At 67.0% G+C, this 24,477-nt stretch carries 20 protein-coding genes and 3 pseudogenes; 12 read left to right on the forward strand and 11 right to left on the reverse strand.

From position 1 onward, the window contains the following. Positions 1 to 28 precede the first annotated feature (28 nt). Positions 29 to 754 (forward strand): OmpW/AlkL family protein, encoded by a 726-nt coding sequence (locus VAPA_RS05155; RefSeq protein WP_021005708.1) that lies wholly within the window; start codon positions 29 to 31, stop codon positions 752 to 754. A gap of 21 nt (positions 755 to 775) precedes the next feature. On the opposite strand, the gene VAPA_RS05160 is transcribed toward VAPA_RS05155, so the two are convergent. The 3 genes from VAPA_RS05160 to VAPA_RS05170 form a co-directional block, all read right to left on the reverse strand. Continuing rightward, entirely contained in the window at positions 776 to 1,459 is a 684-nt protein-coding gene (locus VAPA_RS05160) for a glutathione S-transferase family protein (protein WP_021005709.1), read from the reverse strand. A gap of 120 nt (positions 1,460 to 1,579) precedes the next feature. Further along, complete coding sequence (locus VAPA_RS05165; RefSeq protein WP_021005710.1) at positions 1,580 to 2,152, reverse strand: MgtC/SapB family protein; 573 nt, start codon at positions 2,150 to 2,152, stop codon at positions 1,580 to 1,582. 1 nt (position 2,153) lies between these two features. After that, the gene (locus tag VAPA_RS05170) at positions 2,154 to 4,157 is read right to left on the reverse strand and encodes a lytic transglycosylase domain-containing protein (protein WP_196232545.1); all 2,004 of its coding nucleotides are present in this window, start codon (positions 4,155 to 4,157) and stop codon (positions 2,154 to 2,156) included. Positions 4,158 to 4,193: 36 nt separating this feature from the next. Here VAPA_RS05170 and VAPA_RS05175 point away from each other — a divergent pair, with 36 nt between their 5' ends. Then, complete coding sequence (locus VAPA_RS05175; RefSeq protein WP_012746142.1) at positions 4,194 to 4,811, forward strand: 5-formyltetrahydrofolate cyclo-ligase; 618 nt, start codon at positions 4,194 to 4,196, stop codon at positions 4,809 to 4,811. A 99-nt stretch (positions 4,812 to 4,910) separates the two neighbouring features. Here VAPA_RS05175 and VAPA_RS05180 read toward each other — a convergent pair whose 3' ends face one another. Continuing rightward, positions 4,911 to 5,894 carry a LysR substrate-binding domain-containing protein gene (locus tag VAPA_RS05180; RefSeq protein WP_021005712.1) on the reverse strand — a complete coding sequence of 328 codons (984 nt, stop codon included), beginning with the start codon at positions 5,892 to 5,894 and terminating at the stop codon, positions 4,911 to 4,913. Positions 5,895 to 6,060: 166 nt separating this feature from the next. Here VAPA_RS05180 and VAPA_RS05185 point away from each other — a divergent pair, with 166 nt between their 5' ends. The 3 genes and pseudogenes from VAPA_RS05185 to VAPA_RS05195 form a co-directional block, all read left to right on the forward strand. Then, the gene (locus tag VAPA_RS05185; protein ID WP_021005713.1) at positions 6,061 to 6,381 is read left to right on the forward strand and encodes a DUF2917 domain-containing protein; all 321 of its coding nucleotides are present in this window, start codon (positions 6,061 to 6,063) and stop codon (positions 6,379 to 6,381) included. 426 nt (positions 6,382 to 6,807) lie between these two features. Then, positions 6,808 to 7,368 (forward strand): annotated as a pseudogene (locus VAPA_RS05190) (reverse transcriptase domain-containing protein); the annotation flags it as partial. Between the two features lie 176 nt (positions 7,369 to 7,544). Then, a pseudogene (locus VAPA_RS05195) lies at positions 7,545 to 8,395 on the forward strand (reverse transcriptase domain-containing protein); the annotation flags it as partial. Between the two features lie 90 nt (positions 8,396 to 8,485). Here VAPA_RS05195 and VAPA_RS05200 read toward each other — a convergent pair. Continuing rightward, complete coding sequence (locus VAPA_RS05200) at positions 8,486 to 8,890, reverse strand: BLUF domain-containing protein (RefSeq protein ID WP_021005717.1); 405 nt, start codon at positions 8,888 to 8,890, stop codon at positions 8,486 to 8,488. A 168-nt stretch (positions 8,891 to 9,058) separates the two neighbouring features. Between VAPA_RS05200 and VAPA_RS05205 the strand changes: the two genes are divergently transcribed. From VAPA_RS05205 to VAPA_RS34825, 3 genes are all read left to right on the forward strand, one after another. After that, positions 9,059 to 9,751, forward strand: coding sequence for a Crp/Fnr family transcriptional regulator (locus VAPA_RS05205; RefSeq protein ID WP_041946019.1), 693 nt, complete (start codon positions 9,059 to 9,061; stop codon positions 9,749 to 9,751). 71 nt (positions 9,752 to 9,822) lie between these two features. Beyond that, positions 9,823 to 10,266 carry a helix-turn-helix domain-containing protein gene (locus VAPA_RS34820; protein WP_021005052.1) on the forward strand — a complete coding sequence of 148 codons (444 nt, stop codon included), beginning with the start codon at positions 9,823 to 9,825 and terminating at the stop codon, positions 10,264 to 10,266. Continuing rightward, the gene (locus tag VAPA_RS34825; protein ID WP_021005719.1) at positions 10,266 to 10,937 is read left to right on the forward strand and encodes an IS630 family transposase; all 672 of its coding nucleotides are present in this window, start codon (positions 10,266 to 10,268) and stop codon (positions 10,935 to 10,937) included. Before VAPA_RS34820 ends, VAPA_RS34825 begins: the two co-directional genes overlap by 1 nt. 30 nt (positions 10,938 to 10,967) lie before the next feature. Here the strand turns inward: VAPA_RS34825 and VAPA_RS05220 are convergent, their stop codons facing one another. After that, on the reverse strand, positions 10,968 to 11,822 hold the full coding sequence (locus VAPA_RS05220; protein ID WP_230558970.1) for a DUF6279 family lipoprotein: 855 nt from the start codon (positions 11,820 to 11,822) through the stop codon (positions 10,968 to 10,970). A 31-nt stretch (positions 11,823 to 11,853) separates the two neighbouring features. Between VAPA_RS05220 and glmU the strand changes: the two genes are divergently transcribed. Continuing rightward, entirely contained in the window at positions 11,854 to 13,284 is a 1,431-nt protein-coding gene (glmU, locus tag VAPA_RS05225; RefSeq protein ID WP_021005721.1) for a bifunctional UDP-N-acetylglucosamine diphosphorylase/glucosamine-1-phosphate N-acetyltransferase GlmU, read from the forward strand. 21 nt (positions 13,285 to 13,305) lie between these two features. On the opposite strand, the gene VAPA_RS05230 is transcribed toward glmU, so the two are convergent. Then, positions 13,306 to 13,791 carry an Lrp/AsnC family transcriptional regulator gene (locus VAPA_RS05230; RefSeq protein ID WP_021005722.1) on the reverse strand — a complete coding sequence of 162 codons (486 nt, stop codon included), beginning with the start codon at positions 13,789 to 13,791 and terminating at the stop codon, positions 13,306 to 13,308. Between the two features lie 138 nt (positions 13,792 to 13,929). Between VAPA_RS05230 and glmS the strand changes: the two genes are divergently transcribed. Both glmS and VAPA_RS05240 read left to right on the forward strand, forming a co-directional pair. Further along, entirely contained in the window at positions 13,930 to 15,810 is a 1,881-nt protein-coding gene (gene glmS, locus VAPA_RS05235) for a glutamine--fructose-6-phosphate transaminase (isomerizing) (protein ID WP_021005723.1), read from the forward strand. Between the two features lie 998 nt (positions 15,811 to 16,808). Continuing rightward, the gene (locus VAPA_RS05240) at positions 16,809 to 17,630 is read left to right on the forward strand and encodes a hypothetical protein (RefSeq protein ID WP_021005724.1); all 822 of its coding nucleotides are present in this window, start codon (positions 16,809 to 16,811) and stop codon (positions 17,628 to 17,630) included. 171 nt (positions 17,631 to 17,801) lie between these two features. Here the strand turns inward: VAPA_RS05240 and VAPA_RS05245 are convergent, their stop codons facing one another. Further along, entirely contained in the window at positions 17,802 to 20,597 is a 2,796-nt protein-coding gene (locus tag VAPA_RS05245; RefSeq protein WP_021005725.1) for a LuxR C-terminal-related transcriptional regulator, read from the reverse strand. Between the two features lie 54 nt (positions 20,598 to 20,651). Next, positions 20,652 to 21,656, reverse strand: a complete 1,005-nt coding sequence (locus VAPA_RS05250; RefSeq protein WP_021005726.1) for an NmrA/HSCARG family protein — start codon at positions 21,654 to 21,656, stop codon at positions 20,652 to 20,654. A 299-nt stretch (positions 21,657 to 21,955) separates the two neighbouring features. Between VAPA_RS05250 and VAPA_RS05255 the strand changes: the two genes are divergently transcribed. Beyond that, positions 21,956 to 22,642: a hemerythrin domain-containing protein gene (locus VAPA_RS05255; protein ID WP_021005727.1), complete on the forward strand. Its 687-nt coding sequence runs from the start codon at positions 21,956 to 21,958 to the stop codon at positions 22,640 to 22,642. Between the two features lie 25 nt (positions 22,643 to 22,667). Here the strand turns inward: VAPA_RS05255 and VAPA_RS33775 are convergent, their stop codons facing one another. Together VAPA_RS33775 and VAPA_RS05260 are read right to left on the reverse strand one after the other, a co-directional pair. Beyond that, positions 22,668 to 22,955 carry a DUF938 domain-containing protein gene (locus tag VAPA_RS33775; protein ID WP_021005728.1) on the reverse strand — a complete coding sequence of 96 codons (288 nt, stop codon included), beginning with the start codon at positions 22,953 to 22,955 and terminating at the stop codon, positions 22,668 to 22,670. Between the two features lie 75 nt (positions 22,956 to 23,030). Beyond that, a pseudogene (locus VAPA_RS05260) lies at positions 23,031 to 24,445 on the reverse strand (IS1182 family transposase). Positions 24,446 to 24,477: the final 32 nt, after the last annotated feature.

Raw genomic sequence — 24,477 nt, forward strand, 5'->3', positions numbered from 1 at the left:
TTTTTAAACCAAAAGGAGTAATCACGTCATGAAGAAAGCAATGCTTGCGCTGGCGGCAACGGGCGCGCTGGCGTCCGGCAGCGCGTGGGCCCAGAGCGCTGGAGACTGGGTGGTCGGCGCGGGGTGGCTTCATCTGGCCCCGCAGGATTCGAGCAAGCCGCTCACGCTGACGGCGCCGGTGCGCAGCGTGGTGGCCGGTTCGGGCGCGTCGGTCAGCGATTCGGACACGCTGGGCCTGAGCGCCGTCTATTTCGTCGACAGCCACTGGGCTGTCGAGGGCGTGTTCGGCGTTCCGCCGAAGTTCAAGCTCAACGGCACCGGCACGCTGGGCCGCGTGGGCGAACTGGGTGAAGCGCGCCAGTGGAGTCCCACCATTCTCGGCAAGTACTACTTCAACGAGGGCAATGCCGCCCTTCGCCCCTTCGTGGGCCTGGGGGCGACCTATGTCTGGTACAGCGACATCAAGCTGACACCGGAGCTTCAGGGTGCGCTGGGCAGCCAGCTGCGCCAGCGGCCGCTCTCCACCTCGACCACCGCCAAGCTCGACAGCTCGTTCGCGCCGGTGCTCAATGCCGGCGTGGCCTACCAGATCGACAAGCACTGGGGCGTGTCGCTCTCGGTCTCCTACATTGCGCTGAAGACCAAGGCCAGGCTCACGACCACCACGATCACCGGCCTGCCGGTCGCCACCAGCGAGGCCAGGCTCAAGCTGAACCCGATCGTGACCTACCTCTCGGCGACCTACCGCTTCTGAGGCGCCGGGACTCGAAGAGCCTCAGCGCGCCGTGCGGTAGGGCTCGTTGAACGCCACGAAGTCCTTCTCGGCCAGGGCATCGTCGATCCATGCCTTGACGCCAGGCAGCGCCTGCACGCGCTCGATGTAGGCGCTGATGGCCGGCGGCACCGGCAGGCCGTAGGTCTTGATGCGCGTGCCCACCGGCGCGAAGTAGCTGTCGGCAATGCTGAAGCCGCCGAACAGCAGCGGGCCGCCGTGGGCATCGAGCAGGCCGCTCCACATCTGCACGATGCGGTCGAGGTCGGCCTGCAGGACGGGGTTGTCCTTCAGGAGCCGTGCGCCGACGTCGGCCAACGACGCCTCGATGTTCATGGGGCAGAGGCTGCGCAGGTTGCCGAAGCCCGCATGCATCTCGGCGCAGATGCTGCGCGCGCGGGCCCGCTCGGCCGCGGCGCGGGGCCAGAGTTGCTTCTGCGGAAAGGTCTCGGCCAGGTATTCGGCAATGGCGAGCGTGTCCCACACCACCAGGTCGCCGTCGACCAGCGCCGGCACCTCGGCCACCGGATTGATCGCGCCCATGGTCTTCTTGAAGTGCGAGTCGGGCGCGAAGGAATCGAAGCGGACCTTCACCTCTTCGAACGGGATGCCGGCCTGCGTCATGAGCACCCAGGGCCGCATGGACCAGGACGAGTAGTTCTTGTTGCCGATGTAGAGCTTGCGCATGGTGTGATCCTGCGGTTGGGATGAGAGAGAGAGAAACTTTCGATGCTAGCGGGCCCGTGCCGGCGAATTGATGCCGAAATGCGGCCGAATTAATGCGTCGGGGCGCTGCTTGCTTCTTCTTCAGCGCGGCGGCGGCTGGTCGTCTTCAGGCGAGGCGATCACGCGCGGCGCTGCGCCGGTCTTGTCTTCCTCGATGCGCGGCGGCCCGACCATGCGCTCGACCAGGTCGACCAGGCGCGGCACCAGCGCGAGCACGGCCAGCGCCAGCAGTGCGCTCAGCACCGCGGTCACTTCGCGGCCGAGCCCGCAGGCCATGCCGATGGCGGCCGTCATCCACAGCCCGGCGGCGGTGGTGAGGCCCTGCACATGGTGCTCGTCCTTGCCCTGCTTGAGGATGGTGCCGGCGCAGAGAAAGCCCACCCCCGCCACCAGGCCCTGGATCACCCGGCTCATGTCGGCGGGCACGATGCCGGTCTGCTGCGGGATCAGCACGAACAGCGCCGAGCCGATGGCCACCAGCATGTGGGTGCGCACGCCGGCCGCCTTGCCCTGCTGCTCGCGCTCGAAGCCGAGCATGAACCCGATGGCCGCCGCAAGCATCAGCCGAACGACGATGCGCGTGAGCTGCGCGATGTCGCCCACGTCCGAGAATTCGGCCGCGACGGTGTCGAGCACCTGGCCGCCCCAACTCATGTCAGGGGAGGTCCTTGTTGGGCTCGGGCTCTGCCGCGTCTCGCGGGCCCACGCGGCCCAGGCGCTCCTTCAGCGACTGCGGGCGCCCGCTGATCAGCGCGGCGTAGTTGGTGGTGTTGGCGAGCACCTTCTTCACGTAGTCGCGTGTTTCGTTGAAGGGCACGTTCTCGGCCCAGATCGCCGCTTCCATCACCGGGCCGTTGCGCCAGCTGCGCGGCCGGCCGGGGCCGGCGTTGTAGGCGGCCGCGGCCAGCGCCATGGAGCCGTCGAAGTCGTCGAGTGCGAGCTTCAGGTAGTTGGTGCCGATGGTGATGTTGGTCTCGTGGTCGTTGATCTGCCCGGGCGTGAAGCCGGCCAGGCCGATCTTGCGCGCGGTCCAGCGCGCAGTGGCGGGCATGACCTGCATCAGGCCCGAGGCGCCGACGCCCGAACGCGCGTCCATGATGAAGCGGCTTTCCTGGCGGATCAGCCCGTAGACGTAGGCCGGGTCGAGCCCGATGTCCTGGCTCTTGCGCAGCACCGTGTCGTGGAAGGGCATGGGAAAGCGCTGCTCGACGTCGATCGTGCCCTTGGTGCGTTCGCTGGTGTTGATGCAGCGGTCCCACACCTCGCGTTGGCAGGCGAAGTCGGCCGCAGCCAGCAGCGCACGGTCGTCCATGCCGCCCTTGTCGTGCAGGTTGGTGGCGTAGTTCCATTCGCGCGTGCCCTCGGAGCGCAGGCCGATGGCGATGGCGTAGAGCGCGCGGTTGAGCGCGATGTTGCTGCGCGCGGCGTTCTTTTCCTCCGGCGTGAGCGGCGCGGGGCGCGTGGGCACCACGGTGCGCTGGCCGAGTTCCTCCAGCGCCAGCATCTCGTAGAAGCCGCGCGTGCCCGCAATGCTCTGGTAGAGCTCGCGCGCCTGCGCGCGGCGATCGTCGCCGCCCGCGACGCCGAGTGCGCGCGCTTTCCAGTAGACCCAGGTCGGTTCCAGCTGGGCGGTTTCGCTCATGGCGTTGATGGCGGGCGCCACCTCCTTCCACTGGCCGGTGCGCAGCGCGGCGCGCACGCGCCATCCGAGCATGTCGTCGGACAGGTCGCCGTTCTTCGTGACGTTGGCGAAGTAGCTGCCGGCCAGCGGCGAGAGCTTGCTGGCGGCCTGCCGGCCGATGGTGCCCCAGAGCCAGTTGCGCTCCTCGGCGGAAAGCATCGGGCCCCATTTGCTGTCGAGCTGGGTGGCGGCCTGCTCGGGGTCGGCCATGGCGATCTTGACGAGCGCCAGCACCACCAGCTCCTTGCGCGACTTGGCGGCCACGAAGGCGCGGCCGGCCAGGAACTTGGCCGCGCTGGCGTTGAGCTCTTCGAACAGCGGCAGCGCATCGGGCGCGGCAATGGTCACGGCGCCGCGCGCAGCCTGCGGGCGGTTGGCCTCCATGGCCAGGCGCGCCTTCTTCCAGGCGTCGTTGGGCGACATCAGGCGGGCCGCGACCAGGCGGTCGGCCGCGGTGAGGCAGCCGTCGTCCGAATCTTTCTGGGCGAACCAGTTGCGGCGCACCTCGTGGGCCTGGGCCTGCGTGGCGCTGCCGGAGCGCAGGGCCTCGACCAGGATCGCGTAGCAGCGCACCTGCGGATCGTCGCCCATGCGGAAGCCGTCCAGCGCGGAGGAAAAGCCGTCCCAGTCGCGGCGCTGGCCCAGCAGCAGCAGCCAGTCGTTGCGCAGCCGGTCTTCCTGGTAGGTGCCGGGATAGCGGGCGAAGAAGTCCTGCACCTCGTTCGGCGCGGCTTCCTGCAGGCGGGCCTTGAGTTCCCAGTAGGCGGCCCAGGGTTCGAGCGCGTGGCCGCGCGCCTGCGGCAGCAGGGCCGCGAGCCGGCCCTTGTCGCCGCGCTGGAACGCCTGCTTCATCTGCACCAGCACGTCGTCGTTGCTGTTGGCCTGTGCGGCGGCGGGCTGCTGCGAAAGCAGTGCGGCGGCGGCCAGAACGGCGGAAAAAACCAGCGCGGACGCTGCATTGCGCGGGCGATGGCGCATGGGTGCCAAAATGCTTGGGAACTGCATCGGGGGATTATGGACAAGTCAAAGGATGCCGACACCTCGGCGACCACGAGTTTTCTCAAGGATCAGGTGAGAAAAGCACTGATCGAGCAGCGTCTGGCGATGCCCGACCGGCTCGCCAAGGCCGACCTGCTGCAGCGGGTGATGCGGATCTGGCTGGTCGGCCGGCCCGACACCGTGATCGGCGCCTACTGGCCGATCAAGGGCGAGTTCGATCCGCTGCCCGCGCTGCACCGCTGGAAGGAAGACGGCGAACTGATCGACGAGCCGCAGCGCCGCCGCATCGGGTTGCCGGTGATGAACAAGGTCCACAAGACGCTGACCTTCCACGCCTGGTATCCGGGCTGCCAGATGGAGGAAGACGCCTATGGCATTCCCAAGCCGAAGGACACCGAGCTGATCGTGCCCACGCTGCTGTTCGTGCCCTGCGTGGGCTACAGCGCCGGCGGCTACCGGCTGGGCTACGGCGGCGGCTTCTACGACCGCACGCTGGCTGCGCTGGAGCCGCGCCCGTTCACGGTGGGGCTGGGCTTCACCAACGGTTTCCTCGAAGACTTCGAGCCCGAGGCGCACGACCTGCCGCTGGACGCGATCCTCAACGACAACGGCGTCGTCTGGCCAACTTCCTGAGTTCCCGGCTTTTCACTTCGTGTAATTCCACCCCCCGAGGGGGTGGCATGGCCCGCCTTGGGGCGGCCCGGCGGCGGCCACCTCTCGCTGGCGCAGCGTTCAGTCGATGTTGTCCACGGTGTCCGGGTCGGGCACCTCGCCGATGGTCTCGCGCGTGGTGACGGCCTGCACCTGCAGCCAGTCCCAGAAGGCCTTGATTTCGGGCCGCAGCGCATTGCGCGGCCCGGCGATGAGCCAGTAGCCCATCGGCGAATCCATGCGGTGCTGCGGCAGCACCTCCACCAGGTCGCCATTGGCCAGGCTTTCGGCGATGAGCGAACTGCGCGCCAGCGTCACCCCCTGCCCGGTGAGCGCGGCCTGCACCATCTGGTAGGCGTAGTTGAAGTAAAGCCACCGCTTGGGCTGCGCCCGTTCCAGGCCGTTGACCTCGAACCAGCGCCGCCAGGTCAGCCATTCGAGGTGGGTGCGGTGCGCGTCGCCGGCTTCGATCAGCGTGAAGCCGGTGATGTCGGCGGGTGTCCTGATGGGCGGGCTGCTCTTCAGGAGCCAGGGGCTCGCTACCGGCGTGAGGGTTTCGCCGAAGAGGCGCACGGCCGTGGCCGGCATGGCTTCGCGCGGGCCGTAGCGCAGCGCGATGTCGACGTCCGCCACCTCCAGGTCGACCGCCACGTCGCTGGCGTCGATGCGGATGTCGATCTCGGGGTTGTCGCGCTGGAAGGCCTCGAGCCGCGGGATCAGCCACATCGATGCGAAAGACGCAAAGGTGGTGAGCGACACGCTCTTGCGCCCCGCGCTCTGGCGGATCTGGCGCACGGCCATGTCGATGCGCGGCAGCGACTGCTGCACCGCGAGCAGCAGCTGCGCGCCCGCGCTCGTGAGCTCCACCGCCCGCGTGTGGCGCAGGAACAGCGCCACGCCCACTTCTTCCTCGAGCGACTGAATCTGGCGGCTCACGGCGGACTGGGTGAGCGCCATTTCTTCCGCGGCGGCGCGGAAATTGAGATGGCGCGCCACCGCCTCGAAGGCACGCAGGTGCCCCGCGGAGATGGGGCGGGAGCGCAGGTGGGTTTGCGAATGCTGCATGGATGAGGGCGTGGGCGGCGTCGGTCGATTGATGCGGATTCGGAATCAGTAGGCTACCTCGTTTTCATTGGACTGCCAACGCCGTGCAAACGATCATTCATTCCCGAACTGCGCCATTGCCTCTGTCTTGTCATCGCACTTCGGAGAACGCCCAAGGAGTTTCATCATGTCCACCGCCGTCTGCACCACCGAATCGCTCGTTTCCCTGCCGTCCTCGACCCGCACCGCTTCCGCCATTCCGCCGGCCGTGCGCCGCGGTGCCTGGCAGATTGCGCCCGGCGAGGCGATGAGCCTGAAGGCGCGGTCGGCCAGCGTGCTGCGCGTCAAGCAGGGCCGGGTCTGGGTCACGCCGGACGCCACGTCCGCCAGCCCCAGCGAAGACCTGGTGCTGGCCCCGGGCGAATCGCTGAACGTGGCCGCGGGCCAGCGCATCGTCATGGAAGCATGGGACGGCTACGGTGCCACCTACTCGTGGGACCAGGCCTGAGCGGTCATCCTTCCATGGACGCAAGGGCGGCTTCGGCCGCCTTTTTCGTGTGTGCCCAGCATGGGCGCGATCCTGGAGGTGCAAGTCCTCCCGCGAGCTGGCCACAGCGAGCGAAGCGAACCGCAACTGCGCGAGGGCGACCGAGCGTGGGGAGGAAGCGGGGAGCGAAACCGCGAGTCGAGGAACACGAACCTCATACGAGGCGCTGCCGAGCAGGGCGAGCGGGCATGAGACTGCGAAGCTCTTGTGGTCAAGGCGAGGTGGCGTAAATGGGGCGATTGTGCGGTGAAGGATCGCGTTCTTACCCGGGGAGATCTCGCCTCGTGCCTGAAAGGGCGACGGGCTTGCCCGGAGCGAGAAGTCAGCAGCGGCCGTAGTAGTCGGGTTCCCCGACGAAGGGCCAAACGAAAAGGACAGTGACGAGACATGCCGCTTGGAAGTGCAAGGCATCAGAAGTGCGCGCAAGCGCAGCGACCGACGCAAGGGCGCGGTGAAGCCTCGCCGGAGCGTGGGCGCGATGAAGCACGGCCGGCGCGGCATGACCACACGCACTGGGGGCCAGAGGACCTGATGGGGCAGGCACTGGCACAGCACAACATGGCGGCGGCGTGGAAACGCGTCAAGGCCAACAAGGGGAGCGCCGGCGTCGATGGACGCACGGTGCAGCAAACGGGGGAAGACCTGAAGACCCAATGGCCCGACATCCGGCGCGGCTTGCTCGACGGTACCTACCGGCCCAGTCCGGTACGCCGCGTGGGCATACCCAAGCCGGGTGGAGGGACACGGGAATTGGGGATTCCCACCGTGGTGGACAGGCTGATCCAGCAGGCCCTGTTGCAGGTGCTGCAACCGCTCATCGATCCGACCTTCAGCGAGCACAGCTACGGCTTTAGGCCGGGGCGCAGCGCGCATCAGGCGGTCCAAGCGGCCAGACGGTACGTGGAGCAAGGCAGGCGTGTGGTGGTGGACGTGGACCTGGAGAAATTCTTGGATCGGTCTCCATAATGCCCCTTGGTTCATGACGCCTCGTCGAATAAGGTGGGTTGATCGTCTAACACCTTGATGCGTAAGCCTTTTTGCCGTCCGCGGCAGACGAGCACGGCGTCGAGTTCGCCGCGTTGGACACGGTGCAACACGGTCTGGCGGGTGACGCCCAGGCGCTTGGTCGCTTCCTGCATCACGACGTAGCTCTCTGGGGCATCTTCGACCGCGTGAACCACGACATCCTGATGGATCGGCTGGGCAAGCGAATCGCCGACAAGGCGGTGCTGCGGCTGATCCGTCACTACCTGAACGCCGGCATCATGGCGCACGGGGTCATGCAGATGCGCGTGGAGGGGGCACGCCGCAAGGTGGGCCGCTGTCGCCGCTGCTGGCCAACGTGCTGCTCGACGAGGTGGACCGCGCGCTCGAACGCAGGGGGCACAAGTTCGTGCGCTATGCGGACGACTGCAATGTCTACGTCAAGAGCAAGCGTGCCGGGCAACGGGTGTTGGACGGGCTGCGGGCGTGCTATGCCAAGCTGTGGTTGAAGGTCAACGAGACCAAGACCGCTGTGGCGACGGCATGGGGGCGCAAGTTCCTGGGCTACTGCCTGTGGGCTGCGCCGCAAAAGCAGGTGAAACTGGCCGTGGCCGGGGAGGCGGTGCAACGCTACAAGCAGCGCATTCGCCAGATAACCCGGCGCCAGACGGGGCGCAGCATGAACCAGATCGCACAGGACCTGCAAGCGTTCCTGCCGGGGTGGAAGGCGTACTTCCAACTGGCACAGACGCCCTCGGTCTGGCGGCGACTGGACGAATGGTTGCGGCACCGCTTGCGAGCCATCCAGTTGAAGTTCTGGTGTCGGGGCCCGACCATGTACCGTGAACTGCGCGCCTTGGGTGCCAGTCGCGACGTGGCCGCCCGGATTGCGGCCAATGCTCGGCGCTGGTGGCACAACAGCGCGATGGCGCTGAACCGCGTGCTCACCATCGCGTACTTCGATGCGCTCGGAGTTCCCCGCCTATGCTGACCTCAACTTCTCGAACCGCCCGGTGCGGACCCGCATGCCGGGTGGTGTGGGAGGGGACCGGTCTTCGCTGACCGGCCCCTATCCCGATTTTCAGCCGTTGATGTCGAAACTGGGGCGCAGGGCCAGGAAATGCTTCAGGGCGGCTTCGCCGTCCAGCGCCCGGATGCCGGCCATGAGGTCGGGTCCTTCGCTTTCGGCCAGGCCCATGCCAAAGCCGCTGTAGCGGCGTGCCGCGAGCGGGCCCTGGTGGAAAACCTTGATGTCGGTGTGCCGGGGGTCCCGTTCGATGCGGCGCATCAGCGTTTCCACGGCTTCGTACGGGCCTTCGAGGTGCTGGCAGAAACGCATGCCATCGAAGACGAGCAGTCCGGTGATGCTGTACTGGGCATTGCGTGCGCGGGCCTGGGTCACGATCGAGCCCACGGTGGCCGGCGGCAGGTCCGGCGTGAGCAGGCTGCAATAGAAGACTTCGTGGAGAGCCTGTTTTTCTGTCATGCGTTCGGAAGTGAAAGGCGTGCGAAGTGTATGAATCTCCCGGGTCATGCGAAATGTCAAAAGACACAGGCCCGCGGCCTATAGTGGCGCGTGAAGTTCGAGGACCATGCACCCCCCGCGTCGCCCCCTCCGGGCGCCCATCCCTGCGAGGCCTGCGCGCTGCGCAGAATGGAAGCTTTCCTGCCGGTGTCGCCGGAAGAACTCAAGACCATCGAGTCCTTCAGAGCCGGTTCCCGCCGCGTTGCGGCCGGCGCCTCGATCATCGACGAGCACCGGCCGAGTTCCGAACTGTTCACGCTCTATGCGGGCTGGGCCTTTCGCTACAAGACGCTGAGCGACGGCCGGCGCCAGATCCTGAGTTTTCTGCTGCCCGGCGATTTCATCGGCCTGCAGGACGAGTTTGCCGACGGCCACACGCACGGCGTGGAGGCTGCAAGCGACACCACGCTCTGCGTGTTCCCGCGCGGCAGGCTCTGGGAGCTGTTCCATGCCCAGCCGAAGCTCGGCTACGACATCACCTGGCTTGCCGCGCGCGAGGAAAAGCTGGTGGACGACAACCTGGTGACCACGGGCCGCCGCAATGCGGCCGAGCGCGTGGCCATGCTGCTGATGCACCTGTACCGCCGTGCCCAGCGCGTGGGCATGGTGCGCGACGGCTGGGTCGAGTTTCCGTTCAACCAGCAGCACCTGGCCGATGCGCTGGGGCTGTCGCTGGTGCATACCAACAAGACGCTGCGCAGGCTGCAGAACCTGGGGCTCTACAAGCTCGACGGGGGCTGGCTGCGCATTCTCGAGCCTCGTGCGCTCGAAACGCTGGGGGATTATTTCGAGCGCCCGATGCGGCCGACACCGCTGATCTAGTACATTGACACGTAAATAACAAAACATGAATACACTCCATCTATCCCCGTTGGGGTTACGAAGGAGTGCTCATGCGCCAGACCGAACTGCATTTGACCGAGAAGGATCGGGCGATCATCGAGGAGATTCGACGCAAGGGAATCCATCATTCGCGCGAAGTGAACCGGGCGCATGCGCTGTGGTGCCTGGATCGCGGGATTCCCGAGGCGCAGATCATGGACGTTCTGGGGATCGGACGCACCGCGCTGTGGCGCACCCGGTCGGCATACCTGCAAGGGGGCGTCGATCTGGCCGTGTTCGACGTTGCACGCTCGGGTCGGCCGCGACAGTACGACACCGATGCCGAGGCGCGCGTGACGGCACTGGCATGCTCGGCTGCGCCCGAGGGTCGCCAGCGCTGGACGATCGTCGAACTCGAACGTGCCGCGCGCCAGGAATTGGGCCTTGGCAACGTCAGTCGGGAAACCGTCCGGCGCATGCTAAAAAAAACGATCTCAAGCCCTGGCGACGGCTGATGTGGTGCATCGGCACGCTCACCGAAGAGTACCGCTGCCGCATGTACAACCTGCTCAAGCTGTACGCCAAACCGATGTGCGGCGACGAGCCCGTGATCTGCATCGACGAGAAGAGTCTGCAACTCGTTGCTCATAGCCGAGAGCCGTTGCCCATGGCGCCGGGCGAGGCGGCCAAGCTGGACTACGAATACGTGCGCAAGGGCACGACCAATCTGTTCGTGGCAGTCGAGCCCAAGGCGGGACAGCGCGTCGTCTCGGTCACCGATCACCGGGGCAAGACAGACTTCGTCGGCTTCGTCCAGGCACTTCTCACCGACACTTATGCGACGGCACGCCGCGTTCACCTCGTGCTGGACAACCTGAACATTCACTTCAGGAAATGCTTCGACGATGTGTTGGGAGTGCGCGCGGCCAACACGCTGTTGCGCCGGGTGTGCTTTCACTACACGCCCAAGCACGCAAGTTGGCTCAACATGGCAGAAATCGAGATCGGCATCCTCACGCGCCAATGCCTGAACCGCCGCCTCCCCAGCCAGCAACTCCTGCGACGCGAAGTCGATGCCTGGCAAGCAGATCGAAACGCGCTGCGCCGAACCATCGAGTGGAAGTTCACTCGACAGGATGCAGATCACAAGCTCGGTCGTCATTACGTTTCGAAACTTACGTGTTGACGTACTAGTGGGGCGATGCCTTGGTGGCATTCAGCGCGCGGCCACCAGCTGCCGCAGGTCGTCCTGGTAGGCCTGCAGCCGGCGCACGGCCTGCTCCCGCTGGCCGGCGCCGGTGGTGTTGTGCAGGGCCGCCAGGTTGCGGCAGCCTTCCTGCAGCAGGGCTCGCTGGTGATCGCGCCAGGGTCCGGGCAGCGGCGCCGCGATGCGCATCACGTAGGCATGGATGGCCGCGCGCGCTTCGGCCGCCGGGGGGCTGGTGGCGTTGAAGCCGCGCAGCAGTTGCAGCGTCTCCAGCTGGCGCTGGCGGCGCTCCGCGTCGGCCAGCCGCGGGTCGAACACCGATTGCGCCACCTGCCGCCGCAGCAGGTCGCGCTGCTCCGGAGTCAGCCGGCCGTAGAAATCCTCGAGGCGGTCGAGGAAGCGGTCGTAGCGCTTTTCCTGCACATCGGCGGCGCTGCGGTCGAGCCATTCCTTGCGGTAGTCGGCATTGTTCTTGGCGTACTTGCGCTCGAGCTGCTGCAGCTGCGCCTCGGTCAGGCTCAATGCCAGCTCGGTGCCCGCCGGCTCTGCGCGCTCGGTCACCGCCAGCAGGCGCTCGCGGATCTGGTCCGCCATGCGGCAGGCCTGGGCCGCGGTTGCGTCGCGCGGTGCCAGGGCCTCTGCTTCCCGCAGCAGGGCGACCACCCGCGGCAGCTCGTTCTGCCGGTGCCAGTTCAGCAATTGCGCGAGCTCGTCGCGCACCTTGGGCGTTTGCGAGCCGTCGAAATCGAGGTAGGTGTCGAGCCACCAATAGCTCAGCTCGGGAAGGTTGTTGTAGGCCAGCCTGACCGCGCTGCAGGCCGCGAGCGCAGCGGCCACCAGCAGCACGCCGATAATCCGCGCCAAGTTGGCGCAACGCATTCGGGTACAAAGAAGCATGAATCAGATTCCGCAGGACAACCAGGGACCGGTCGACGTCGTCATCATGGCGGCCGGCAAGGGCACGCGCATGAAAAGCAGGCTGCCCAAAGTGTTGCACCGTTTGGCCGGGCGCGCATTGCTCGGGCACGTGACCGATACCGCCGCGCGCATCGGTGCGCGCCATGTGGTCGTCGTCACCGGTCACGGCGCGGCCGAGGTCGAGGCTGCCATGTCCGGCAGCGCCATCGGCGCCGCCTTGCAGTTCGCGCGGCAGGAGCCGCAGCTGGGCACCGGCCACGCGGTGCAGCAGGCGGTTCCGCTCCTGCCGGACGACGGCACGGTGCTGGTGTTGTCGGGCGACGTGCCGTTGATCGGCGAGGAGACGCTGCGCGCGCTGATTGCCGCCAGCGCGGGCCGGCGGCTGGCATTGCTGACCATCGAATTCGACGATCCCGCGGGCTACGGGCGCATCGTCCGCGCCGAAGGGCAGGCGGCGGGCGAAGTCATGGCCATCGTCGAGCAGAAGGATGCCACCGAGGCGCAGCGCGAAATCCGCGAGATCTACAGCGGCGTGATGGCCGTGCCCGCCGCCCGGCTCAAGGGCTGGCTCGCGCGGCTGGACAACCGCAACGCCCAGGGCGAGTACTACCTCACTGACATCGTCAAGCTTGCCGCGGCCGACGGCGTGCCCGTGGTCGCGCATGTCATCGCCGACGCGCTCCAGGTCGCCGGCATCAACAGCCCCGCGCAGCTGGCGGCGCTGGAGCGGGCCTGGCAGCTGCGGCAGGCCGATGCGCTGATGGCGCAAGGCGTGCGGCTTGCCGACCCGGCGCGCTTCGACCTGCGCGGCGCGCTGGCCTGCGAGGCCGACGTCGAGATCGACGTCAACTGCGTGTTCGAGGGCTCGGTGTTCCTGGGCGAAGGCGTGCGCATCGGCGCCAACTGCGTGATTGCCAATGCGCGCATCGAGGCGGGCGCGGTGATCCACCCGTTCACCCACATCGACGGCGAGAAGGCCGGCGTGACCGTGGGCGAAAGGTCGCTGGTCGGCCCCTTCGCGCGGCTGCGGCCCGGCGCGCAACTGGGCGCCGAGGTGCACATCGGCAACTTCGTCGAGGTCAAGAACTCGACCCTGGCCGAGGGCGCCAAGGCCAATCACCTGGCCTACCTGGGCGACGCCAGCGTGGGCCGGCGCGTCAACTACGGCGCGGGCAGCATCACGGCCAACTACGACGGCGCCAACAAGCACCGCACCGTCATCGAGGACGACGTGCACGTGGGCAGCAACTGCGTGCTCGTGGCGCCGGTCACCATTGGCGCGGGCGGCACCATCGGGGGCGGCTCGACCGTGAACAAGTCCACCGAGCCCGGCGCGCTCACCGTGGCACGCGGCAAGCAGGTCAGCTTTGCGAACTGGAAGCGCCCGCAGAAACAGCCGAAGGCCTGATCGAAGGGCGCCTGCGGCGCGTCAGGGCGTCAGCGGCACCCTGGGCTCGAACTTCGCGCGCTTCAGGCTGAAGAAGGCCTTGACGTTGCGCACGTTGGCGTCGGCCGTGAACAGGCGCTGGGTCAGCGCGCCGTAGTCCGGCATGTCGCGCGCCGCCACCACCAGAACGAAGTCCGGCCCCGGCGAGACGCGCCAGCATTGCTGCACGGCGTCGTCGGCGATCACGCGGGCTTCGAAGGCATCGAGGGCCGCGGCGTCCTGCCGGTCCAGCGAGATCTCGACCACCGCCTGCAAGCCGTGGCCCAGCACCGCGGCGAGCCGATCGGGCGAGAGCAGCGCGACCTGGCGCTCGATCAACCCCTCCTGCCGCAGGCGATGAACGCGGCGCAGGCAGGTGGGCGGCGAGATGCCCAGGTCGGCCGCCAGCCGCTGGTTGGTCTGCGAAGCGTCGCGCTGGAGCGCATCGAGCAGGCGAAGGTCTATTGCATCCAGAGAAATGGATTCCATATTCAATTGGATTATGGAATAAAAATCCACTTCTCTGAAGTGATGAAAGAAAAGTTCGAAATGAATGAAATTTCGAATGCATATTTTTTCAACTGCTTCCTACCATCGAGCCTCTTCTTCATTCAAAGGCAGCTCACCATGTGCGGCATCGTCGGCGCAGCGTCCCATCGCAACATCGTTCCGGTCCTGGTCCAGGGCCTCCAGAGGCTCGAATACCGCGGCTACGACTCCTGCGGCGTGGCGGTCCATGCGGGCGGGCTCACGCGGGCGCGCACCACGTCGCGCGTAGCGGACCTCGTCACACAGGTGCGCGAAGACCATGTCGAAGGCCTGACGGGCATCGCCCACACGCGCTGGGCCACGCACGGCGCGCCCGCCGTGCACAACGCCCACCCGCACTTCAGCCATGGCCCCGGCGCCGATGCGCAAGGCGCGCGGCCGGGCCGCATCGCGCTGGTGCACAACGGCATCATCGAGAACCACGAACCCCTGCGCGCGGCGCTCGAAGCCAAGGGCTACGTGTTCGAGAGCCAGACCGACACCGAGGTCATCGCCCACCTCGTCGACAGCCTCTACGACGGCGACCTGTTCGAGGCCGTGAAGGCCGCGGTGCTGCAATTGCACGGCGCCTATGCCATTGCCGTGATGTGCCGCGACGAGCCGCAGCGCGTGGTGGGCGCGCGCGCGGGCTCGCCGCTGATCCTGGGCGCGGGCAAGGAGGGCGGCGAGAACTTCCTGGCGAGCGACGCCATGGCGCTGGCCGGCGTGACCGACCAGATCGTCTACCTCGAAGAAGGCGACGTGGTCGACCTGCAGCCCGGCAAGTACTGGATCGTCGACCGCAACCACAAGCCCGTGCAGCGCCAGGTGCGCACCGTGCAGGCGCACAGCGGCGCGGCCGAGCTCGGCCCGTACCGTCACTACATGCAGAAGGAAATCTTCGAGCAGCCGCGCGCCATCGGCGACACGCTCGAGGGCGTGGCCGGCATCGTGCCCGAGCTGTTCGACGGCATCGGGCAGGACGGCGCCACCGGCGCGAGCGCGCACCGCGTGTTCAAGGACATCGACAAGATCCTCATCCTGGCCTGCGGCACCAGCTACTACAGCGGCTGCACCGCCAAGTACTGGCTCGAGAGCATCGCGAAGATCTCGACGCAGGTCGAGATCGCGAGCGAGTACCGCTACCGCGATTCGGTGCCCGATCCGAAGACGCTGGTGGTCACCATCAGCCAGTCGGGCGAAACGGCGGACACGCTGGCCGCCTTGAAGCACGCGCGGGAGCTCGGCATGGCGCAGACGCTGACCATCTGCAACGTGGCCACCAGCGCGATGGTGCGCGAATGCAAGCTGGCCTACATCACGCGAGCCGGGGTGGAAATTGGCGTGGCCTCGACCAAGGCCTTCACCACGCAGTTGGCCGGGTTGTTCCTGCTGACGCTCGCCATCGCGCAGACCAAGGGCCACTTGAGCGAGGCCGACGAGACGCGCTACCTGAAGGAGATGCGCCATCTGCCCGTCGCGCTGCAATCGGTGCTCGCGCTGGAACCGCAGATCATCGGCTGGGCCGAAGACTTCGCGCGCAAGGACAACGCGCTCTTTCTCGGCCGCGGGCTGCACTATCCGATCGCGCTCGAAGGCGCGCTCAAGCTCAAGGAAGTGACCTACATCCACGCCGAGGCCTATGCCGCCGGCGAACTCAAGCACGGCCCGCTCGCGCTGGTCACCAGCGAGATGCCGGTGGTGGCCGTGGCGCCGAACGACACCCTGCTCGAAAAGCTCAAGAGCAACCTGCAGGAAGTGCGCGCGCGCGGCGGCGTGCTCTACGTGCTGGCCGACGGCGACACAAAGATCAAGGGCAGCGAAGGCCTGCATGTGATCCGCATGCCCGAGCACTACGGCGCACTCTCGCCGCTGCTGCACGTGGTGCCGCTGCAATTGCTGGCCTACCACACGGCCTGCGCGCGGGGCACCGATGTCGACAAGCCGCGCAACCTGGCGAAGAGCGTGACGGTGGAGTGATCGAAGGGGGATTTCGCCGACAGTTGTTCTTTGCCATTAATGTCTGAGACAGCGCATTAAAGTCCGAGACACGGTATTTCGTCGCGCATCTGGACAAATCCATCTATACCCTGCCTACAGGAGCGGGGGCGAGACGATGGGCTTCGCCGCCTCGCCAAGGATTGCGCCACAGCTGGCGGCTCCATCTGGTTGTTCGAGGAATTGGATGCCACGGCCGGAGATGAGAAAACGTATCGTCCCCTGCGGGATTGCAGCGAGCGGTTTGCCGAGGCAGTCGTGGCGTGGCGAGAAGGGCGCGGAGCCTTGCCTGGCCTGAAGCCCGGCGAGCTTCTTCGGCTGTAGGCATCTCCCTGCGGGCGCACCGGACGCATATTGGCTATTTTTTGCCCATCCCCCGATGAAGTTAAATAAGGCTGAAGTAGCAATTTGGTCGTAACTCATTGGCGGCAGTTCGGTCGCGCCCTCGAGGCGACCGAGGCGCTTTCACTTTCGGGGGGCTGATGCGCTCGCACGCTCTTTCATCAATTGCCGGTGTCCCATTGTCCCTCGTGCAGTTCAGGTCGCTGGCGACCACCAGTTCTTTGGTTCTCATCGAATCCAGCCTTTGAGAGGTGCTTCCAAGAAAAACAGATTTCGAGTTCTCCATGGAACCAGTCGCAGCACTTTGCTCTTTAAACAGAGAGGCTGTAGCGCGAGTCATTTCGGGGATTGGATGCCCAACATGGGTGTGCATGTGCCCCCGCATTTCATCTGTCGTTACGTAACGGCATTCATCGCCTTCTCGTATTGCGCCTTCAATTCTTGAAAATTACCGCAAAAATAATTCTTATTTCTTCAAGTTGAGGCCTTCGCCGAGAAAAAACCGGTGGCACGAGTGTTGCGAATTGTTGGGAGATTGCGGATCAATTGTGAATTTTTCCTCTGTGAAAGCCGGAGGGGATTTTTACATTTCGCGGATTCCGTGACCGTTAACCAATTTCTCACAATCGCGCTGCCCCATGAAAACGCTTGTTTCCCTGCTGGCTGCTGCAGCCCTTCTGGCTGGATGCGCCACGAACACGCCCGAGCCTGCGCCGCAGGTTCGCCACGACGCCACCCGGTCGATCACGAAGATCGAACTCGTCTACAACGCGCAGGACCAGCTGTCCGTGATGGATGGCGGCGGCTCCGCCATCGTGGGCTGGGCCGGGGTTTTCGGACCTGTAGGCACGCTGGTGGCCCTTGGCGTCGAGGTCGGCACCCGGGTGACGATGGCCAGCCGCATCGAGCGGCGCAGCAAGGAGTTCACGGCCGCCGTGAAAAACAGCGGGGCGATGCCGCTCAACAGGCAATTCGCGGAGCAACTGGCGGCGCGCCTGCGGACCAGCGGCCGCGAAGTGAAGCTGACACCCGCTGCGCGCGTTGACGGCGAGCTCGCCCGGATGCAGGTACCTGGATTTCAGTCCACCCCCGGCTACAGCACATTGATCGTGCGGGTCACCACGACCTACGGAGCGCCCGACATGACATCGAGCTTCAGGCCCTTCGTGGCGATCGAGCAGTCGCTCCGGGACGAGCAGCAGGCCGTTCTCCACCAGACCACCCATACCTCCGACCTGGAGGAGCCGGCCTACCTGGCATACGACGGCCTGCTGCAGGACACGGCGAAGGCCCAGGACGGCCTGCGGCAAGGGCTTTTCCGGATCGTCCAGCCGGCCTATGCCGGCATGTTCGGTGAAGACGCGCCGTCCGGTCTGCTCGGCGTCGACTATCCTGAGCGGCGTGTTGCCTCACGAAGGAATGTTACCGGGCCGCTGGTTGTCGTTCGGCCTCCTTTTTAGTTCATTGGCTATTAGCTCCGGCGGCCGCCTGGCAAGCGACTTGGTTCTGGGTGCACAGGATTGTTCTTTGCCATGAATGTCCGAGACAGCGACCTCGGCCAGATCGTTCGCATCATCGCCGTCAACCGTCGCCCAGGCCGGCAAACCGCGCAGCGGAGGCAACGCGAAGTCTCAGCGCTGGAGCCAGCGCGCTGCGGCCTGTGTTCGGGTGTCCACCACCAGCTTGCTCAGGATGTTGGCCACATGCCGCTTGACCGTGTGCGGGCTGATGTCCAGGCCTCGGGCAATCTGCTTGTTGCTCTGGCCGCCAGCCAGCAGTGCCAGCACCTCGCGCTCGCGCTCGGACAACAGGTCTCCCAGGGCGTCACGCCGGACGGCTCCGTTTCCCCCGGTGTGCCATGCGTCCCAGCGGGCACGCAGCCACTCGGCCCGCCCGGCGTGGGCCTCGTCGGCGGTTCGTCGACTGGACGACAGCCACCGGTCCCACAGGCGTTCAAGACGCGGCGCCGGCTCCATGAGCAAGGGCCCCAGTGTGTCTGTCTCGACGGCTTCGGCGAGCACTTGCCCGAACCATTCGAGCGCACGGTGCTCGTCCCCCGCCTCCTGCATGGCATACGCCAGCGACAGCCGGGCGTCACCCAGGAACACCGGCAGACGCCGGTGCCGATGCAGATCGACCGCACGCGCCAGGCAGGACAGTGCCTGTGTCGGATCTCCGCGCAGCAGGGCGTATTGACCCTGCACCATGGCACTCGCCATGTCCAGCACGGGCCACTCGTGATCGCCGCGAGGCGCTCGCAGCCTGGGCATCAGGGCGCCGAGCGCCTCGGTATCCTGCGCCATCCAGTGCAGCCGGGCCTGCACATGCAAGTAGCTGCGCTGCCAGCCCAGACGCTGGCCCACGGCCTCGGGCGACGCCAGCGCCGCATGCGCCTGGCGCAATGCAGCCAGGGCCGCGGCATGCTCGCCCAGCGCGGCCCGGTGCAAGGCTGCCAGATGCTGTGTGCTCATGGCCAGCATCAGTGCGCCTGGCATCTGCGGCTGCAGGTGCTGCAACCGGCGCAGCACGGGTTCAACGGCGAGTCGGTCGCCCCGCCAGAACGAGAGCCACGCATCCAGTGCCGGCACCATGACCTCGCGCGGATCGTCGGGTTGGGGCGCACAAAGCGCCCGCAATTGCGCGATCGGGCGCTGGGTGCCAGGCAGGCCGACCAGGTGGCCATAGCCCATGTCGACCACGTTGGGGTAGCGGGTGGCCGGCGCCTGCGCCACATGTGCCGCCATGCGCGTCAGTGCCGGGCCGATCTGCTCGAGTTCGCCGTTGGCCAGCGACGACCAGGCCTGTAGTGAATCGAACGGCACCTGCAGCGCCGGCGGCAAGGCCTGGCCCCGGACTTCGTCCAGCACGGCCCGGGCGTTGGCGAGATCGCCCATGCCGTTGTGGCAAGCGCCCAGCATGCCCAGGGCGTCGAAGGCGGCCTCGTGCTCGCCAGCGGTGCGGTAGCGGTCGCAGGCCTGGCGAAAGCGGTCGCGCGCCAGCGGCCAGTTCCAGGCTGACCAGGCGCACAGGCCCTGCAAGTGGGCAACGGCCGGCCGGGCAGCGCGCACCTCGGGCGGCAACTGCGCCAGCCAGCGCTCGATCAGGGCCGTGCCGCCGGTGGGCAGCAGCGCCCGGGCGCTCACGTGCATGGCTGCCAGTGCCTCGTCCCAGCGGCCGGCCTGCAGCCAGTGGCCCACAGCGCGCTGCGCGTCCGGCTCCGCCTGGCCGGCACGCGCGTGCAAAGTCGGCACCCGTTCCGGCGCCTGGCGGTTCAGCTCGCTGCGCAGGAAGTCCAGGAAGAGGTCATGAAAGCGCAGCACCGGCAGGGTGTCGTCCAGCGCGCTGAGAAACAGGTGGCGGCGGTACAGCGCCTCCAGCACTGCCCGGCTGTCGGTGCGGCCCGTGACGGCCTCGCACATCGCGGGACTCAACTCGGACAGCACGGCACAGTCCAGCACGAACGCGCGCAGTTCGGGCGGCAGATCGGCCAGCACTTCGCTGGCAAAGAACTCGAACAGGTGGCGATGCGCGGTGATGCCGATGGCCATGGCACCGGGAGGCATGGGCCCAAGGGTGTCGCGCCCCGCACGCGCGCCCGCCAGCAACTGAAGGCCGGCGGCCCAGCCGCTGGTGCGCGCCAGCGCGGTGTTCAGCCAGTCGGCAGGGCAGTTGCCGAGGCCTCGCGCACTCAGCAAGGCCTGTGCGTCGTCGAGGCTGAACTGCAGATCCTGGGCCAGCACTTCGGCAAGTTGACCGCGCATCCGCCAGCGAGCCAGCGACAGCGCCGGCTCGGTGCGGGAACCGATGAGAACGCCAATCTCAGGAGGCAGCCGATCCAGCAGCAGATCCAGCAGGCGCAATGCCGCAGCCTCGGTGACCCGGTGCAGATCGTCGATCACCAGCCAGGCACGCTCTCCGGCATAGCTGCAAAGCGCGTTCTGCACCGGCACCAGGGCGGCGCGCGCGGCGGGCCCATCGTCATGCACCTGGCCCAACACGCTCTCTACATCGACCGGCCAGTCCAGCGGCCACTGCCGCAGGGCACTCAACAGCGCTGCCAGCAGGCGATTGGCATCGCTGTCGTCGCTGTCCAGCGTCACCCAGGCCACATGGCAGTCCGGGCGTTGCGCAAGCGTCTCGGCCAACTGGGCCAGCAAGGTGGTCTTGCCGAAACCCGCCGGTGCCTGCACCAGGGTGACCTGGCAATCCAGTGCCCCCGCCGCGGCACGCGCCAGCAGCGCAGCCCGCTCGACTGTGTCGCGACGCAGTCGGGGTGTGCGGAATTTCGTGGCCGGCAGGGCCGCTCGCGCGGGCCTGGCCGCTCGCGCGGGCCTGGCCGCCCGCGGTTCGGCGGCCGGGCCGGGCGAGGGTGCGGCACTCGGCGTGCACAGTGCCGGATCAGATGTCGCGACAGGGTCGATCGGCATGCCCGAAATTCTACGCACGGGGTTGTCGGCCGGTGCGCCAGGCGCGCGTAGCGTTCACGGCAGCCCCCTGACCGGCAAGGCGTCGTCGCTCGCCGGCGCCGAACCCACCACCGCTCGCAGGGCTGCCGCCTCGTCCCCCAGCCATTGCGAAAAACGACGCAAGCCCGGGTAGAGCGCACGGGCCGCCTCGGCTGGCCGGGCCGCGCAGTAGGCAGACTCGAAGTCGCGCTTGAACTGGAACATGTTGGCCAGTTCGGCCGCGCCGGGAAACGGCAGCCGGGCAAACTCCGCCGGCGGCAGGGCGACGTGGCACACGGGCTCGCCCAGCGTGTGGGACATGGCAGCCGCCATCTCGGCGCCGCTCAGCACATCGCCGGCCAGCCCGATGCGCTGGCCCACCACCGCCTTGCCGCGCGCAAACAACGCCGCTACACAGGCCCCGATGTCCTCGCCCGCAACGCCAGGGAGATGGGCGCTGCCGATGGGCAGCACCCACACCAACTGTCCCTGCGCGTCGCGCCGCGGGTGCAGCCCGGCGCGCACCAGGTTGTCCCAGTAGAACGACGTCAGCACGAAAGTGACCGGCAGGCCGGCGAAGCAGGCGTCGGCCTCGGCCTTCAGGTCCATATGGGGCACCTTGTAGCGGCCCATCAGCGTGGGCATGCGCGGATCGTCCAGGGCCATGAGGCGGCGGGTATCTTCCAATGTGGACCAGACGATGTGCTGCACCTTGGCGGCGGCCGCCGCACGGGCCAGGTGGGCCGCCTGGCGCAGGTCGCGCTCGGGATTGAAATGCTCCCAGAAGTTGGTGACGCCGAACACGCCGTGTGCCCCCTCCAGGGCCGGCGCCAGGCTGTCGGGCTGGTCCAGGTCGGCCGCCACCAGTTGAGCTCCCGCGCAGGCCAGGGCGCGAGCGGCGGCACTGCCGGGCTGGCGGGTGATCGCGCGAACGGCGAAGCGGCGGTGCGGGTCGCGCAGGAGCGCGCGCACCAGACCGCCGCCCTGGGTGCCCGTGGCGCCGAAAACGGCGATCACCGGCTGAGTGGCATGGATGGGCATGGGAAGTCCTTTCGGGGAAAGTGCAGGATCGTTGGGAGGTGAATCGGTTCGGCCGGCCTGGCATGCAAGCGCGCCGAACGCGAGGGCCGAGGCCGCCTCAGTGTCCGGAACTGCGCCGGCACCCGCATCGACCAAATGGGCCATGGACCACCGACGACGGCCCATGGCGCCAGTCCCCCCGCCGACCGGCCCGCATGGCCCATCGAACTGGTCCGTTTGGCCGATGTGGCGCCAGCCCGTGCCCGGAACACTGGCAGCCAGCCCCGGCCTGTTGCCGCGGCCCGACCAGGAGACCTGAGATGCCCCCCCGCTTTGACCTCTACACCCCCATCCACAAGGCGCTGCGCGCCGCGTTGTTCCACACCCAGGGCCAGTTGGGCCAGACGGACTGGTGCCGGCCGTCCGATCGCCAGGCGACGCTGGAGGACGCGCAGGCGCTGCTGCAACTGATGCGGGCCCACCTTGGCCACGAAAACGACTTCGTGCATCCCGCCATGGAGACCGCCCTGCCCGGCAGCAGCCGCGACGTGGCGGACGACCACCGCACCCACGCGCATGACATTGCCTCGCTGGAAGCGGACGTCTCCGCGCTGCGGGCCGCCCCCACCGAGCGCGCAGGCGCCCTGGGTCTGGCGCTGTACCGCCGCTTCTCGGCCTTTGTGGCCCACAACCTGACGCACATGCTGGTCGAGGAAGAGGCCCACAACGCATTGTTGTGGGCCAGCCTGGACGACACGGCATTGATCGCCCTGCATGACCGGCTGGTGGCCAGCATTCCGCCGCAGGACATGCTGGCCAGCCTGCGTTGGATGGCCAAGGGGCTGAGCGTGCCCGAACTGGCCGAACTGCTGAACGGGCTGCGCGACAACCCGCCGGTCTTCCAGACCGCGCTGGACGAGATGCGTCGCTGGCTCGATGCACCGCGCGAGGCGCGGCTTTGCGGCGCATTGGGCCTGGCGCCCGTTCACGATCTAATCCCCGCCTGACCGCACCCCCAGGACGCGCCCTGAATTACGGGGGCCGGATTAGAAGCAGATGCCGCGCGGCCCCTTGCATCAGGCGGCACATGCGGCCGTCTGCGTCTGTGGGCTGCCAGGTCCATTGGGGCATTTCCGATGCGAACCAGGCGCCGCGCTGGCCTGCGCCGGATGCGCTCTCCAGTGCGGTGCCACGCTTGCCGAGGATGCGGGCCAGTGCATTGAGGACGGGTTGCAGCGATAGCGGACTGTCGTTGGCCGGAGCTAGACTTCCGGGTTCGGCCGATTGTGTTGAAAAACTCGCCTTGAATCTTCCCCGCACTGGCGATCACAGATCACACAGGATTCGCAATTGAATTGGCGATGCGAGAGCACGTGGCAAGCCGTCAGTCTCACCTCACGCTGTCTTCATTGCCGCATCTGCTTCAGATGGCATCAACCACTTCGCCATTCGCCTGAGGTTCTGGGCCGTGGCAGCCATCAAGAACTCGTCCTGCGCACCACTGAGCCCGCGAAGCCGCAGGCGATCCAGCTTCATGATGCGCCTGAGGTGCGCGAGCAGCATTTCCACCTTCTTGCGCTCCCTGCGCGACTGCCTGTACTGCGGCGTCTGCGCGATGGACCGTGCCACCTCACGGGCACCCTCATGGATGCTGCGGGCGATCTTTCGGAACGGCGTGCTCGGGCAGCAGCGATCCTTCATCCCACAGGCGACGCAGTCTGCCTGGCTCGCCCGACAGATAACGGTGTCGGCCTTGGTGATGCGAGTGCGCGGCGCCGTGAACTGCCGCCGGTCGTTGCGCAACGCACGGCCTTCAGGACAAACATATTCATTGCGCTCGGGCTGCCACTGGAACTCGCCGATCGACAGACTTCCGTCCTTGCGGACCGTCTTGTCCCACACGGGGACGTGAGGCTCGATCTGCTTGTCTTCGACCATCCAGCCCAGCAGTGGGGCGGTGCCGTACGCGGTGTCACCCACGAGCCGCCGCGGCCTGATGTCGAAGCGCTTCTCGACACGGTCAATCATCGTCCGGGTGGAGTCGACCTCCGGCGTGCGGTGCGCCGGCGTGGCCTCCACGTCCATGATGATTCCCGCCGACAGATCGATCAGGTAGTTGGTTGAGTAAGCGTAGAACGCCGGACACCTGGTGCTGCGGTCCACTGCGCAGCCGGGTCGGTCGGGGAGATGTTGCGCGATGCAGCCGCTGTGTCGGGCACCTCTTCAAGTGCATTCTCGGCCACCGGATTGGTGGCATCGAGTGCGTCAAGATACTCGCGCACGGCGCGGTTGCACTGGGTGCCCTGGCGCCATTGGGCGACATCGGAAGCTGGAACGTTGCGCGCACGGTTGGCATCGGCCTTGATGATGCTGGCATCGACGGCGAATCCCTCGCCTTGAACCAGGCCTTCGGTCATGCAACGGCGCAGCACTGTCTCGACGACGAAGCGCAATGCATCGCTCTGGCGGAAGCGGCCGTGGCGGTTCTTGGAGAAGGTCGAGTGATCGGGCACTGTGTCCTCGAGGCCGAGGCGACAGAACCAACGACAGGCCAGATTGAGATGGACTTCCTCGCACAGCCGGCGCTCAGAGCGGATGCCCAGGCAGTAGCCGATGACGAGCATGCGGATCATGAGTTCGGGATCGATCGAGGGCCGGCCGGTGTGGCTGTAGAACGGCGCCAGATGTTGGCGCAATTCGCCGAGATCGAGGAAGCGGTCAACGCCTCGCGGCAGGTGATCGCGCGGGACCTGGTCTTCGAGATCGAATGCGTAGAACAGCTGATCTTGAACGGTGCTCCGACCCATCATGATGCGTACCTCCATCGATGATCAAGGGCATG

Origin of the sequence: Variovorax paradoxus B4 (assembly GCF_000463015.1) — a bacterium.
Taxonomy (GTDB): Bacteria; Pseudomonadota; Gammaproteobacteria; order Burkholderiales; family Burkholderiaceae_C; genus Variovorax; species Variovorax paradoxus_E.

Bases quoted from the DNA above. Each gene is read 5' to 3' on its own strand.
- VAPA_RS05155 (WP_021005708.1), top strand. From the start codon at position 29: ATGAAGAAAGCAATGCTTGCGCTGGCGGCAACGGGCGCGCTGGCGTCC.
- VAPA_RS05160 (WP_021005709.1), bottom strand. From the start codon at position 1,459: ATGCGCAAGCTCTACATCGGCAACAAGAACTACTCGTCCTGGTCCATG.
- VAPA_RS05165 (WP_021005710.1), bottom strand. From the start codon at position 2,152: ATGAGTTGGGGCGGCCAGGTGCTCGACACCGTCGCGGCCGAATTCTCG.
- VAPA_RS05170 (WP_196232545.1), bottom strand. From the start codon at position 4,157: ATGCGCCATCGCCCGCGCAATGCAGCGTCCGCGCTGGTTTTTTCCGCC.
- VAPA_RS05175 (WP_012746142.1), top strand. From the start codon at position 4,194: ATGGACAAGTCAAAGGATGCCGACACCTCGGCGACCACGAGTTTTCTC.
- VAPA_RS05180 (WP_021005712.1), bottom strand. From the start codon at position 5,894: ATGCAGCATTCGCAAACCCACCTGCGCTCCCGCCCCATCTCCGCGGGG.
- VAPA_RS05185 (WP_021005713.1), top strand. From the start codon at position 6,061: ATGTCCACCGCCGTCTGCACCACCGAATCGCTCGTTTCCCTGCCGTCC.
- VAPA_RS05200 (WP_021005717.1), bottom strand. From the start codon at position 8,890: ATGACAGAAAAACAGGCTCTCCACGAAGTCTTCTATTGCAGCCTGCTC.
- VAPA_RS05205 (WP_041946019.1), top strand. From the start codon at position 9,059: ATGGAAGCTTTCCTGCCGGTGTCGCCGGAAGAACTCAAGACCATCGAG.
- VAPA_RS34820 (WP_021005052.1), top strand. From the start codon at position 9,823: ATGCGCCAGACCGAACTGCATTTGACCGAGAAGGATCGGGCGATCATC.
- VAPA_RS34825 (WP_021005719.1), top strand. From the start codon at position 10,266: ATGTGGTGCATCGGCACGCTCACCGAAGAGTACCGCTGCCGCATGTAC.
- glmU (WP_021005721.1), top strand. From the start codon at position 11,854: ATGAATCAGATTCCGCAGGACAACCAGGGACCGGTCGACGTCGTCATC.
- VAPA_RS05230 (WP_021005722.1), bottom strand. From the start codon at position 13,791: ATGGAATCCATTTCTCTGGATGCAATAGACCTTCGCCTGCTCGATGCG.
- glmS (WP_021005723.1), top strand. From the start codon at position 13,930: ATGTGCGGCATCGTCGGCGCAGCGTCCCATCGCAACATCGTTCCGGTC.
- VAPA_RS05240 (WP_021005724.1), top strand. From the start codon at position 16,809: ATGAAAACGCTTGTTTCCCTGCTGGCTGCTGCAGCCCTTCTGGCTGGA.
- VAPA_RS05245 (WP_021005725.1), bottom strand. From the start codon at position 20,597: ATGCCGATCGACCCTGTCGCGACATCTGATCCGGCACTGTGCACGCCG.
- VAPA_RS05250 (WP_021005726.1), bottom strand. From the start codon at position 21,656: ATGCCCATCCATGCCACTCAGCCGGTGATCGCCGTTTTCGGCGCCACG.
- VAPA_RS05255 (WP_021005727.1), top strand. From the start codon at position 21,956: ATGCCCCCCCGCTTTGACCTCTACACCCCCATCCACAAGGCGCTGCGC.